The organism is Bacillus sp. T33-2 (assembly GCF_002860205.1).
Lineage (GTDB): Bacteria > Bacillota > Bacilli > Bacillales > Cytobacillaceae > T33-2.
Map to the genome: position 1 here is coordinate 1 of NZ_PGVB01000050.1, position 13,096 is coordinate 13,096.

Below are 13,096 nucleotides of genomic sequence, written 5' to 3' on the forward strand. Positions count from 1 at the left end.
ATCATCCCATGTCTAAAGACGGGCTGCGCCCTGCATGGGCTTTCTCGTTCGGAAAATCTGTAATTTCTTTTTTTATCCACCTGCCCTGTAGGCACCCATGAAGCGCAAAAACCGGCGCTTGAATAAACAAAATGCTGCATTGGCAGCCGATTCTGAAATATGTTATCGTACTCAGCAGAAACCCGAATGACTGGCATTGAGTTGAAATCTTTGTTAGCATTAATGAACGTAGGAGGTGAGTAATAAGAATTTATATTGTGAGGTAAGTTCGACAATGCCATTGAGTTGCTTTTCCTAATTTCGTGATGTCTTCTTTGCTAAAAGAAGGGGTGCTTTGTTTAGCGGAAGTGTATTGGGACCTTTGGGTTGGTTCCTTGTGAAGATGACTTAAATTACGAAAGTATGAAAATTAATTCAAAAGTCGAATATAAACACTACAACCTTTGAGGGTCTTTTTACTCTAAAACATCTTCTGTATTTTCATGCGTTTTGGCCCATGTTGTATTCCCCTTCATCCTCACTTTATTTAATCAGAAAATTCAAAACGAACGAAAAGTTAACAAGATAAATACTTTCCTTTAGGGGAGATTTTATTTAGGGGGATTGGATGAAAAAATTATCACCAGTATTTACTATATCCATTATTATTACAGGAGTTTTTATTTTGTGGGGCATTATTCCAAACAGTAATCTTGATAAGGTTACCCACACAATACAAGGAGTACTTTTGGAGAAATTCGGCTGGTTTTACTTGTTATCAGCTACCTTATTTCTGGTTTTTGCTATTATTTTAGTTGTTTCAAAATATGGAAATATACGTTTAGGGAAAGATGCCGATAGGCCGGCTTACAGCTATACAACATGGTTTGCCATGCTTTTTAGTGCTGGTATGGGAATTGGACTTGTTTTCTGGGGAGTGGCAGAGCCTTTGTTCCATTACTACACACCACCTTTTATTAAGGGACAGACTGTGGAAGCTGCAAGAACAGCCATGAGATTTTCTTTTTTCCACTGGGGGTTCCATCCTTGGGCCATATACGCAGTAATAGGCCTTGCACTTGCTTACTTTCAATTCCGCAAAGACCAGCCAGGTGTAATAAGCTCTTTGTTACGGCCAATTTTAGGCGATAAAGTAAACGGCCCAATAGGAGTAATTGTAGATTGTGTAGCAGTATTTGCAACAGTATTCGGAGTAGCAACCTCTTTGGGTCTCGGTGCAATTCAAATAAGCGGCGGTCTTTCTTATACTTTCACTGGAGTAGAGAATAAATTTACCACACAAATAATTGTTATTGGAATCGTCACTGTCCTGTTTATGCTTTCAGCTCAAACGGGTCTTAATAAAGGAATTAAGTACTTGAGCAATCTCAATATTTTTCTTGCTGTCGCTCTTCTTATATTCTTATTATTTATTGGCCCTACCAACTTTATTATGGATTTGTTTACGAATACCCTTGGTTCTTATTTGCAAAACCTGCCATCAATGAGTTTTAGTCTCAGTCCTTTTTATGAGAAAATGACCTGGTTCCAAGATTGGACTATTTTTTACTGGGCCTGGTGGATCGCATGGGCACCATTTGTGGGTACCTTTATTGCCCGTATTTCCAAGGGAAGGACAATAAGGGAATTTTTAATCGGGGTTCTATTAGTGCCAACCATTTTTGGTGCTTTGTGGTTCTCAGTATTTGGGGGAACAGGAATTTACCTGGAGTTTTTTAAGCATAAAGAACTGATGGAGGCAATTAACATTCAAGGGAGCGAAGTAGCACTCTTTGCTATGTTTGAGAATTTCCCGCTTTCTAATGCACTTTCTATAATAGCTATTTTTCTAATCAGTACTTTTTTTATTACCTCAGCAGACTCAGCCACATTTGTGCTTGGTATGCAAACGACCAACGGAAGCCTGAACCCTTCTAATAAGGTTAAGTTTGTTTGGGGAATTATCCAATCAGGTACTGCGGCAATCCTTTTATGGACGGGCGGCCTGGAGGCATTACAAAGGGCATCAATCATCGCCGCCTTTCCTTTTACAATTGTCATGCTTCTAGTTGTATTCTCGCTTCTTAAAGCACTTAAGAAGGAAAAATTAGTTGTTAAAAAATAGTAGTAGAATGATTACTATAACCCCCTCTATCGGAGGGGGTTATATATTGTGGTCATTAATTACATGTTTGCCCCTTTCCTGATGAGCTACAGCATCTGTGCTCTCAGTACTACTGCTCTCGGATAATCCCAAACAGTCGTTAATTTCATGAACCATAATATTCCCAGCTGGAAGCTCCGTATGCTTAATTTTCTTCTAATTAATTATCAAGATTGATTTACCCTTGTGCCAAGTGAGTAGGATTACTTTATTATAAATATTTTTTGCTCACGTTGTGCAGGAGGGAATAAAACTAACAGTGCAAGTCCTGCTTTTAGTTTATTTGTTAACATTAGGAAACATCTTTTTCGTAATCGAAAGTATATTCTTCTTCCCAGTATTCAGCATTTTTAATTCCAAGTTTTGTGGAGTTAAATACAGGGTCGAGCCCCTGCTTTTTCTCCTCCTCATAATCCCTAAGGGCGAGTAAAGCCGGTTTCGCTAGGATTAGGAGAGTAATCAGGTTTACCCATACCATCAGGCCAAGACCGACATCACGCCCATGCAAGCCATGCGGTTTTGACAGCTCCATAGAAGGTTGCCCCAAGAATAACAATTTTTAAAAGGAACATTGGAATTTTGCTGTCTTTTCCTTTAGTAAGGTATGCAATGTTTGTTTCAGCAATATAGTAATAGGCCATGATGGTTGTGAATGCGAAGAAGAAAAGAGAAACCGCTACAAAACCAGCATGACCATGGCTGCTTGAAGCTACGGTGGATATTACCCCACTAGGGTGGTGTAAGTTGGTAGCAGTGATTGAAGCTATCAATGGTCTAGTTTTTCTAATGGCTATTGTGCTTAACTGCGTCGTACTCCCGAACAAATATAGAAAACGAAGTTGGATGAACATCATTTCTAGATGTTTAACAGAGAATCCTAATACGTAAAAGAACAACCCCCATTTCATTTGGGGGTTGTTCTTTTACTATAGATTAAGCTAAATCCTGCACTTGCATATCGGACTTAAAAAAACATTTCATCATGGGTGGAGTGACAATCGTTGTAATCAATATCACCACAACAATAACAGCAAATAAATCCTGAGATAGAAGTTTAGTTTCTAAACCAATTCCTGCGATAATTAAGGCTACTTCCCCCCGGGACACCATAGCTGCACCTATTGCTAATGAACTGTTCCATTGGAATCCAGCCAATTTTGCCCCAATTGATGCACCTATTAATTTCGTTAAAATGGCTAAAATGCTTAAAAGAACAATGAGACCGAAATGTTCCGCAATACCACCAAATTGTGCAGTAACGCCAATGGAGGTAAAGAATACTGGAACAAAAATGGAATAACTAATCGTTTCTACCTTCTCAACTACCTCATGTTTAAATTTTGTTACACTGATCGCCACTCCCGCTATATAGGATCCGATAATCGCTGCAACCCCGGTGTATTCTGCCAGATAGGCATAAACAAAACAGACAATCAGGGCAGAGGAAATGACTGTTTCTGTCACCCTTAATGAGGAAAATTTATTAAGGAACCAAGGAACAAGTTTCCATCCAATGAGAATGGCTCCTGCAAAGAATAATACTTTCTTTACTATAACCATTGTCAAATTGACATCTCCACCGGCAAAACTCATAAGGAATGCCAAAGCGATAATGACTACCACGTCATCAATAACAGCAGCCCCTAAGATACTGTTACCTTCCGGGCTGTTTAATTGATTCATCTCCTTAAGTGCCTGTACGGAAATACTTACACTGGTAGCAGAAAGCAGCAAACCCATAAACCATGATTGCGTATCAGGAAGATTTAACATTTTACCCGCAAAGTATCCTAAAACCAATGGTACAGCAATACCGCCTAACCCCACATACGTTGATGCTTTTCCATTTTGTTTAAAGTCATCAATATCCGTTTCGAGCCCTGCAATAAACATCAGCAAGATAACACCGATTTGACTAAATTCTGCTAAGGTCTCTGTCTCGGTCACTAATCCTAAAACCGAGGGTCCCAGGACAATCCCAATGAGCAGCTGACCCAGTACTGAGGGCTGACCCAATCTTACGCTTAAGCTACCAGCTATTTTTGCTGTTACTAATATAATAGCTAACTGAAGGATTAACACCAAATTCCACCTTTCATACTTATCATTTGATTAAAATTTAAAAAAATACAAAAAGAGTCTGTCAACAAGGGACATACTTATCCCTCGTTGACAGACTCCTCCTAAAAACAGCTTTATTCCGATATTATGATGATACCATAATATGGATGAATTATGGCATGTTTTTAGCAATCCGTTCTTGGTTCAATAACTTGTGGACAATTTTGAAATCTGAAAGGTACCAAATAAATCGATAAAAACCATAGATGAATAAAATTAAGCAGCATATAACTGCGATATTCATGTCCTGCTTCTTATGCACGACTATCACCTCGCCCTTTTCTGAAGAGTGATCGAATATTAAATATTTTAAATAAGGAGAATGAAAATATTTTGATATGACACTTAGGGCAAACAATAAAAACAAAAGAAACGAATACCCCGTCTTATACCGTTGAACAGTATTGTGAACTGAATATCAATTGAGTTAAATTATTTGATTTTATTTTAAATATCCATCTCCTCTTCACCATCCTTTTAATCCTTCAATAAAAACCTGCGTTAATCAGAAAACCGTATTGTAACAAGGCGGCTTATAGGTGTTAGGGATTAATCTCTCAGACCACAAAGAGATCCTTGGGATTTGAATAGGAGAAAATGAGAGTGCGGGCTTCTGGCTTGGTGTCTGTAATGTCTTGCAGAGGGGGTGCAGGATATCCTGATTGCCTGTAAGGACGGGCTTTCCGGCTTTTCTGACGCCATTAACTCGGTTATTCCCAAGACAGATATCCAACTGTGCATCAGTTCATCAGATCCGTAATTCGATGAAATACGTTTCGTACAAGAACAGAAAATTATCATGGCTGATTTAAAGAAAATCTACCAGGCAATCATTCTGGAAGAAGCTGAGCGTGTTTTACCAGCTCATACGAATGATGTTATGATATTTGGTAACTGTATTAGTGGAGGCCGATTATGAAAAAGTCTATTAAAGTTGTGGCCGCGGTAATTGAAAATGACAAGCAGGAAATCCTCTGTGCGCTTAGATCACCAAAAATGCTGATTCCGAACATGTGGGAGTTTCCAGGCGGTAAAGTAGAGCAGGGTGAAGATTTATCAACAGCCTTAAAGCGGGAAATCAATGAGGAATTGGGCTGCATCATTGAAACGGAAGAAATTTTGAATGAACATACCCATGAATATGAGACGTTCATCATTCATTTGATAGCGATAAAGTCTAAAATCATTGAAGGCATCCCTGTTTCAAATGAACATTCCAAGCTAATCTGGCTAAAAAAAGAAAATCTCGCATCGTTAGTATGGGCTCCAGCCGACATCCCAGCGGTAGAATTGTTGATTTATGAATAATACAAAAACCGGCTGCAGTAATGTGTTCTGCAGCTCGCCCGCCTTATTTTGGCTATTCCGTTTATTTCCACACCCCCGATGACTTCATTACATTAGTTAATCCTATCCATGTTCCATTCGCTAAACTTTCCCCTTCTCATGCTTATTGCAGTCATGAAGACCGCATAGTGCTTTTCATCCAATTCAGAAAGGAAGTCCATGAAATTGAAATGCTCATAGCCATTCCACATATTCAAAGAGAATTTTCCTAACTGAATCATGCAGCTTGTTAACTCGTAATCGGGCTCCCAATATTCCTGTTGGTTCGGCGCGGATTGAAATATCTCTAAATTGGACAACGTGTATTTCCATTCCCATCTCCAAATCCAATCCACCGGATATTCAAACGTGGCCAAGTATTTTCCGACTTTCTTAAAAATCATTGGAACGGCCAAGATATAACAAGCTGTTTGTTGCCGGGGATCGGTTTTTGCCTCGGGAAACTTCAACAGCGTTTGTTTGAAGTTTAGTTTATGATGTTCGTTGATAAAACATATACAGTCCTGCATAAGGAACACCTTCTCGTTAAAATATTCCTTAAGCATTATCACCATAATCCTGTCCTTCATACTTCTTCACCTTTTTACCGATCGAATAAATGGCATTACCATTCGATATTGTTAGCGCCTGGCCTTATCGTGAAGAAAAAAATATAAACAGTAAAAAGGCTGGAATTGGGCGCAACCCTGTTCAATTCTAGTTTTTTGTAACAACTCTATACAAATTGTGCTAACATGGCAGGTTAATTGAATAAGAGGTACATTTAGTATAGTATCTTTGGTAGGATTTGCTTAATTTAAAAAGGAGGTTTTTTAATGAAAGAAAAATTTTCTCAATTAATAAAAGAAAATAAACATGTGCATATTACTTATTATATTACGGAAACAGAGTCCTATTTAAATAATTTAATTTCTTACATACTTTCCGGGGTCGAGGAAAACCATCATATATTGGTAATACAGAGTGAGAGGTTAATCCCTCAATTATATTCGAAACTTGAAAAAGTGCTGACGAAGGATCAAATAGCACAGGTTCACACCATAAATAACTTTGATTACAACATGTCTACAGGCAGTTTTCAACCTGACACAATTTTTGAAAACTTAACTAAAATAGTAGCTCCTTTTTATGAAAAGAATATCTCTTTCCGTACCTGGGCTCACGTAGAATGGGGACAGCAAGAAGAGATTTATAAAATACTGGAAGAGCTTGAAAATAAAGCAGACAGATTATCACTGAACAAGAATTATGCCTAGTTTGTGCGTATGATGCAGAGAGAGTTCCGAGTTCGCTTAATACTTCGTTAATGAAATGCCATAAATTCATAATTAAAGGGGATGAAATTATTAGCTCTGACCTATACTCCCGGGCAGAGGAACTTTAGAGGACATACGAAAAGCCCTTCTCGTCGAAAGGGCTTGTTAAATTTTAGCTAGCTTGATTGATTTCGCAAGCGAAGAATTTATGCATATATTATCAAAGGACAATCCAAGCTGGATTGCTGTTTGTGCCACTTCAGGCCTGATTCCGGAAAGACTTGTGCTTACTCCGATTAACCGTAGTGCATCAATTAATTGAAAGATTTGTTGTGCAACCATGGTATCAACAAACACCACACCTGACAAATCTAAAAGTAATCTATTCACTCCTAATCGACTGCATTCTGTTAAAGTTCTTTCGTGCAGTATTTTTGCACGGGCAGTATCAATTTCGCCTACTAATGGCAATAAAGCTACCTCTTTGCTTAAAGCAATAACTGGAGTACTTAACTCCAAAATTAATTCTTGCTGAGCTGCAAGTCTTTTAACAGCGTGTCTATTATACTCTTCCGTAAACCATTCGATCACATAACTCATAGTATCTGTGACCAGCCGAAACATAGAGTTAAATTCATTTAAAGAATATTGTTCATTATGTGTTTCAATAAATTCAGTAATTAGATCCAGATACTGATTCTGGGTTCTGTGAAATTCCCTGATAATGAAGTGAAGAGGTGTCTGAGCATGCTCCTCATCTTGTGCTACCATTAAAATCCAGTTTTCAAAATCAGCCAAAAAGGTACTTTTTTCTTTATTAAAAACTTCACTGAATTTTACATGAAACGCATAGTTCTGCTGCTTTACGGCTTTAATAGCCTCAGGGTCGGTGGAGGCATACACTCCTGCCGGATCGCTTTTATCTAAATTGGCATACCATTCCTCTGTCAATTGCCAGGTCTTATCAAGAAAAAAATGATATAAATCTTTGTTTGTGTCCACTATAGCCCTCCCTGTACAGTTTTATCTTTGTATATGAGAAAATTTTACCTCATTAGACCAGATTAGTCTAAATTGATGGGTGACGTATCGAGATTATTCAATTATATCTTTATAAATGAACCTGTATGTATTGCAGGTATGCATGAGAAAATCGTATTAAACCGAGATATTCCATACGGCTTCATTAATTAGGTAGGGTCCTCTTACATGTCGTATTCTCATTAATTTTTTTGGGAGCGGAAATTAAACAAAAGCAATGCTTTTAGGGCATCGCTTTTTTAACAAGTAATTTTTGAAATGATTTTCTGGTTGCAGGAAATATACTTTTTGGTTAAAATCAGAGGTATTTCTTCAAGGTTTCCTGCAGTGTGCCTCTCGTTTCAGTATCTTTGTCAAATCGGATTCCTGCATGCACCATTCTCCTTACAAGGTCAGGGCGAAGACCGGTAAGTACTGCCTTGCAGCCCATCATCGCGACACCAGCCAATACTTTTTCAAAATTATCTATATCATCCCTTTCCATCATCGCGGTACCTGAAAGGTCTATTACCAACGTTTGGATTCTTGACTGAGCTATATCATTTAATACTTTTTCCTCAATCACTTGCATCCTGTAGCTGTCAATGATGCCAATCAGGGGCAAGACTGAAACGGTTTCGTTTACAGGAATAATTGGTACTGATAAATGTTCGACCATTTCTCTTTGTCTATGGATCATTTCATCCTTATATTTTGAATAACTAAGGAAAAAGCTGTTAAGAAAATGATCAACCTTGTCATTTACCATTTTTTCTAGATCATAATAATCATTACGTTCGTTTGTTATATGTTTTTCAGAGTCGAGCAAGCTTATAAAATGCCATAAGGTTCTTCTAATGGCTTGTACCCACTCCAATTTTAACGAAAGTGTTAATGAGTGCTCCGCCCAGGCAATGCCTTCCTGTTTGGCGAATTTTACTAATTCCTCATTTTCCTGGTCAATTACATAAAATATCAATCTTCTTGCATTCTTTAATAAATCAATATTTCCCCTGTCTAAAATCTCTGTAATTTTTCCTGAGACGTTTACTGCTTCGGAAAGCAATTTTTCCTGAAACTTTTCCTGGTTTTCATCGATATAGGATTTTATTTCTTCCCTCATGTTTACGATTGTTTTCATTTGGTTAGCTCTCCCTTTCCGCCTATATATATATCAACTTTTGTATATACCCTTTTATATTATTTTAAAACTCTATCTAACTTAAATAATTATAGAAAGATGTACCTGCTTCAACTAAAGGGACAGGTTAGTAGAATGCACTATGTCAAAAAGACTGTCATTCGACCTCAAATTAAGAACATCAAATCAAAACGGTACCCTTTACCAAACTGGCATAGGGATGTTTTATTTACCTTGGTTGCCGATTTGGTTTTTTATCATCGCCTTTGGGTACCTTTAGAATATCGGATACGAATCTGAAAGGAGGTTTCTCTTTGAAGACACAATGGGGCATGCTGCTTGCTTTACTTTTTGCCATTCTGATCGCCCTTTTTGCAGTGATGAATGTTGAATCTGTTGAGGTGGATTATTTCTTTGGAACTGCAAGATGGCCGCTGATTTTGGTTGTACTGGGATCTGTGCTTGCGGGAGTTATTATCATGGGTGCGGTTGGAATGACACGGATTTATGGTTTGAAGCGGGAACTGAAAAGGATCAAAAAAGAACGGGATGAATTGGAAGTCAGATCTCACCTGGCGGCGAAGGAAGCAGAACAACCGGATGAGAGCTGGGACTCGTATAACCCCGCGGAAAACATTCATAAGAAGTAAAAAACCCTTGAACCCAAGGGTTTTTTACGTGCCTGGCGCACTGAACCTAAAATTGATGGAAGAAGGGATGTTCTTTTTCCAATATTCATTTGTTTTTCTCTTTGTTACACATCATTCTTTCTCAATACTAGTTGTCGTTGTTCAATGGCATATATACAATCAGCGACACGTTCGATAAACCTACGGTCATGTGATACGATAAGGACTGTACCTTCATATGCCTTTAAAAAGCGCTCCAACGCTTCAATACAAAACACATCCAGGAAATTTGTCGGTTCATCTAAAACCAGCACGTTGTATCTTCCCAAAAACAGTTGGCACAGTACTAGACGGATCGCCTCTCCACCGCTTAAATTGCGAACATTCTTGTTAAGATCATTTCCTGTAAAATTCATCGAGTGAAGGACTGAACGAATTTTACTTTCGTCAAAGTCACTTCTTGCTTTCATATAACCCAGTACCGTTTCATCCTTATCAAATTGATAATCCATCTGTTCATATGCTCCAATAACAGCTTTAGGAGATATGACCAGTCCTTCTCCCCGTTTTAAAATATGGTGAAGAAGAGTTGTTTTTCCTGAACCATTGCTTCCCTTGATCACAATGGTTTTGCCTAACGGGAATTGAAAACTTGCTTCTTTGAGAAGCGTTTTATCACCGGCTTTTAAGGTTACCCGCTCACCCATGATTGGGTATTTATTGTGAATCTTAAGTGCAGAGGGTTGATAAAAATGAAGTAGGTGTTCCTCTTTTGGGGCATCCACACCCTCGAGTTGTGCAACTCGCTGTTCAATCGCTTTTGCAGCACGCTGGACCGCCTTTTGGCTTGTATCTTTTGATTTAGTCATAAACATTTTATTCGCTTTTGCTTTAGTTTCCTTTTTTGATATATGTCCATTGGCTTGAGTGATTTTATCAGCCTTCCTCATTTTTTCCTCTGCGGCTTTTAAAAGACGAGCCTTTTCTTTCATATATTTTTCATGCTGTTCTTTTTGTTGCTTTCGTTGAAGTTCTTTCTGGGCTGCGTAATCTGAATAGTTTCCTGTGTATTCTGTTACGCAGCCATCTTCGATTTCCCAAATTTTTGTTACGAGTTCATCAAAAACATAGCGGTCATGGCTTACAAGCACGAGCGCTCCATAATAATAAGTCAGTTGTTCGATAAAAAATCGTGTACCATCCTCGTCAAGGTGGGTGGTCGGCTCATCAATCAATAAACCTTGATGATAGCCTGAAAAAATCTGTGCCAGCTTTAGCCTTGTCTGTTCGCCACCACTAAAGTTTTCAATTTCGGTTTGCGGGACTGACAGCTTTCCAGCTAACTCATAATCTACTTCTCTTTCCACTGGAGATGCCAGTTGGTCAAAATAGGCAAAATCCGCAAAGCGTTTTACATGACCTTTCTCCGGCTTGATTTGGCCGTCCATCAGTTTCAACAGCGTACTCTTGCCAGCTCCATTCTTCCCGACAATCCCAATACGGTCAAACTGATGTACTGCCAGCCGGGGGATATTTAACACTAAACGATCTAAAAATGAGAGTTCTATATTTTCTAATTCAAGACATACTTTTTCCATTATTCACTGCCTCGTTTCTCTTTCGTATTTATTCAATCTGCTTAAAATATCTAGAAAACAAAAAAATCACATGCGATCTGCCTGTGATTAGAGTAAAGGGAAGAAGACCCATCCTTATTCGGTTAGGGGCTGCCAGGAGCCGTCGCCAAATAAACCTTCCCATTGCATAAACAAAGAAAGGAATTTTGACATAAATAAAGAAAGGAAGAAAAATCCGCCTTTCTAACATTACATATACATGATATGAAATGAAGATTATTAAAAAAGGACAGACTTATCCCGTTACTCTGCAAACATAAAACAGAGCCTTTGAACGTATTTAATTACCGGTTCAAAGTTGGGAATCGAAGTCTCATCGCATGTGTCATTTTTTAATAATCCTCCTTAAAGTTTAAAAATACACTGTTATTATAGGTGCTTGTGTGAAAATAGTCAAAGGAAAATAACACACTTTCAATGCAGCAGCCTGACCGTCACGCGTTAACTCCATGGTCAGGCTGCCTTTCCATATGATTTAATCATTAACACTAACAGCATGCTGCTGTTCTTTCTGTTTGAACAGTGGCAAAATCACAAGCATTCCAATGATGAATAATACTGCAGCTCCCTCAAATACAGCAACCAGGGAAAATTGCTCTTTTAATACACCTGCTGCACTCATGGTCACTACCATCGACCCTGTGAAAAGCGGGCTCAAAATGCCATTTACCCTTCCAATAAAGGCCTCCTGCGTTCTTTGCAAGATCAACGTATTAATGCCGATCTGGATGCATGGCATCATTAAGCCGTTAAAAAATTCTGCAGTCAGTGTCAGCCAAAGGTTCGTGGAGTACCCCATCACTGCCAGGCCAATTGCATTCACAAGCATCCCAAACACCAGCAGCCTCTGCGGAGCCACTTTTTTCGCAAACATCATGGCAGCCGCTCCACCTAAGATCATTCCGGCCCCGTTAACCATTAGAAGCCATTGAAGGTTTTCTTTTGGCAGACCCAGTTGTTCAGTCACGAGAAAAATCGACAGCGGGTGAATGAAACCAACCCCAAGTCCTGCTGCCATAAAACAAAGACCTAACAGGCTCAATTCTTTCTTCCCTAAAACATATTTAACCCCGCTCTTCATTTCTTGCCATAATGTTGTCCCGGTCTCTTTTTCCAGCTCACGGTCTGGCGGAAGGAAAGTCAGCGCCGCAGCAGATAGTAAAAACGCTATACCAGTCACAGCAATTGAAATGTTTATGCCAAATGATTGGTAGGCAAATGTTCCGATAATAGGACCCAGGACCATAAATACAGCAAATACAGTTTGGTAAACCGACATTCCGACTTGAACTTGATCTTCAGATAAATGCATTTTAAACAGTTTCATACCCGATGGCTGGGAAAATTGCGAAAGGATTGCGGATATCAAAGTGGCAAAAAACACAACTTTCCACGTTCCGAATAATAGTGTCGCAATCACTGCGAAAATAGAAATCGCACTCAGAATATCGCACCAGACCATCGTTTTTTTCGGGCTCCACCGATCGGCAAACGTTCCTCCAATAAAAGAAAAGATAAAAATCGGGGTAAACTCTGCTACGGATATCATTGAGACCGCAAATGCATCCCCGTTGGTCTGTTCCATCACATATAAAAGTACGGCGAAATTCCGAACCCAAATACCGATTTGTAAAAACAAGCCTGAAATAATAATGGCTCGGAAGACTCTATTGCCGAACAAACTTTGTTTGGCCATGCAATCAACCCATTTCTACTAATTTTTTTGAGGCACTCGAACTAACGATAAAGCATATGCAGGCACGCCGCAAGTATGCCTTAAAAGGGTTGCTGTTGTGCCATCA

11 protein-coding genes and 2 pseudogenes are annotated in these 13,096 nt (G+C 38.9%); 5 read left to right on the forward strand and 8 right to left on the reverse strand.

Annotated elements, in window-relative coordinates; genetic code table 11:
* Positions 1 to 607: 607 nt before the first annotated feature.
* Positions 608 to 2,104: a glycine betaine uptake BCCT transporter gene (locus CVD19_RS22590; protein ID WP_101585442.1), complete on the forward strand. Its 1,497-nt coding sequence runs from the start codon at positions 608 to 610 to the stop codon at positions 2,102 to 2,104.
* Positions 2,105 to 2,435: 331 nt separating this feature from the next.
* On the opposite strand, the pseudogene CVD19_RS25990 reads toward CVD19_RS22590, so the two are convergent.
* Positions 2,436 to 2,832, reverse strand: a pseudogene (locus tag CVD19_RS25990) (alanine:cation symporter family protein); the annotation flags it as partial.
* A 244-nt stretch (positions 2,833 to 3,076) separates the two neighbouring features.
* Entirely contained in the window at positions 3,077 to 4,225 is a 1,149-nt protein-coding gene (locus CVD19_RS22600) for a cation:proton antiporter (RefSeq protein WP_101585443.1), read from the reverse strand.
* Between the two features lie 561 nt (positions 4,226 to 4,786).
* Here CVD19_RS22600 and CVD19_RS22605 point away from each other — a divergent pair.
* Both CVD19_RS22605 and CVD19_RS22610 read left to right on the forward strand, forming a co-directional pair.
* Positions 4,787 to 5,114 (forward strand): annotated as a pseudogene (locus CVD19_RS22605) (transposase); the annotation flags it as partial.
* 65 nt (positions 5,115 to 5,179) lie between these two features.
* Positions 5,180 to 5,572, forward strand: coding sequence for a (deoxy)nucleoside triphosphate pyrophosphohydrolase (locus tag CVD19_RS22610; RefSeq protein WP_101585444.1), 393 nt, complete (start codon positions 5,180 to 5,182; stop codon positions 5,570 to 5,572).
* A 92-nt stretch (positions 5,573 to 5,664) separates the two neighbouring features.
* Here the strand turns inward: CVD19_RS22610 and CVD19_RS22615 are convergent, their stop codons facing one another.
* Entirely contained in the window at positions 5,665 to 6,180 is a 516-nt protein-coding gene (locus CVD19_RS22615; RefSeq protein WP_101585445.1) for a DUF2538 family protein, read from the reverse strand.
* A gap of 246 nt (positions 6,181 to 6,426) precedes the next feature.
* Here CVD19_RS22615 and CVD19_RS22620 point away from each other — a divergent pair, with 246 nt between their 5' ends.
* Positions 6,427 to 6,867, forward strand: coding sequence for an MEDS domain-containing protein (locus CVD19_RS22620; RefSeq protein ID WP_257985260.1), 441 nt, complete (start codon positions 6,427 to 6,429; stop codon positions 6,865 to 6,867).
* A 165-nt stretch (positions 6,868 to 7,032) separates the two neighbouring features.
* Here CVD19_RS22620 and CVD19_RS22625 read toward each other — a convergent pair whose 3' ends face one another.
* Both CVD19_RS22625 and CVD19_RS22630 read right to left on the reverse strand, forming a co-directional pair.
* Positions 7,033 to 7,869, reverse strand: a complete 837-nt coding sequence (locus CVD19_RS22625) for an STAS domain-containing protein (protein WP_101585446.1) — start codon at positions 7,867 to 7,869, stop codon at positions 7,033 to 7,035.
* A 337-nt stretch (positions 7,870 to 8,206) separates the two neighbouring features.
* Entirely contained in the window at positions 8,207 to 9,028 is an 822-nt protein-coding gene (locus CVD19_RS22630; RefSeq protein WP_101585447.1) for an STAS domain-containing protein, read from the reverse strand.
* A gap of 314 nt (positions 9,029 to 9,342) precedes the next feature.
* Between CVD19_RS22630 and CVD19_RS22635 the strand changes: the two genes are divergently transcribed.
* On the forward strand, positions 9,343 to 9,678 hold the full coding sequence (locus tag CVD19_RS22635) for a LapA family protein (RefSeq protein WP_101585448.1): 336 nt from the start codon (positions 9,343 to 9,345) through the stop codon (positions 9,676 to 9,678).
* A gap of 104 nt (positions 9,679 to 9,782) precedes the next feature.
* On the opposite strand, the gene CVD19_RS22640 is transcribed toward CVD19_RS22635, so the two are convergent.
* From CVD19_RS22640 to CVD19_RS22645, 3 genes are all read right to left on the reverse strand, one after another.
* Positions 9,783 to 11,255 carry an Msr family ABC-F type ribosomal protection protein gene (locus tag CVD19_RS22640; RefSeq protein ID WP_101585449.1) on the reverse strand — a complete coding sequence of 491 codons (1,473 nt, stop codon included), beginning with the start codon at positions 11,253 to 11,255 and terminating at the stop codon, positions 9,783 to 9,785.
* Between the two features lie 323 nt (positions 11,256 to 11,578).
* The gene (locus tag CVD19_RS25995) at positions 11,579 to 11,623 is read right to left on the reverse strand and encodes an erythromycin resistance leader peptide (protein WP_142383562.1); all 45 of its coding nucleotides are present in this window, start codon (positions 11,621 to 11,623) and stop codon (positions 11,579 to 11,581) included.
* 146 nt (positions 11,624 to 11,769) lie between these two features.
* Complete coding sequence (locus tag CVD19_RS22645; protein ID WP_101585450.1) at positions 11,770 to 12,990, reverse strand: MFS transporter; 1,221 nt, start codon at positions 12,988 to 12,990, stop codon at positions 11,770 to 11,772.
* Between the last annotated feature and the right edge of the window lie 106 nt (positions 12,991 to 13,096).

Excerpts from the sequence above, each read along its gene's own strand:
- CVD19_RS22590 (WP_101585442.1), top strand. The coding sequence starts at position 608 with ATGAAAAAATTATCACCAGTATTTACTATATCCATTATTATTACAGGA.
- CVD19_RS22610 (WP_101585444.1), top strand. The coding sequence starts at position 5,180 with ATGAAAAAGTCTATTAAAGTTGTGGCCGCGGTAATTGAAAATGACAAG.
- CVD19_RS22615 (WP_101585445.1), bottom strand. The coding sequence starts at position 6,180 with ATGAAGGACAGGATTATGGTGATAATGCTTAAGGAATATTTTAACGAG.
- CVD19_RS22620 (WP_257985260.1), top strand. The coding sequence starts at position 6,427 with ATGAAAGAAAAATTTTCTCAATTAATAAAAGAAAATAAACATGTGCAT.
- CVD19_RS22630 (WP_101585447.1), bottom strand. The coding sequence starts at position 9,028 with ATGAAAACAATCGTAAACATGAGGGAAGAAATAAAATCCTATATCGAT.
- CVD19_RS22640 (WP_101585449.1), bottom strand. The coding sequence starts at position 11,255 with ATGGAAAAAGTATGTCTTGAATTAGAAAATATAGAACTCTCATTTTTA.
- CVD19_RS22645 (WP_101585450.1), bottom strand. The coding sequence starts at position 12,990 with ATGGCCAAACAAAGTTTGTTCGGCAATAGAGTCTTCCGAGCCATTATT.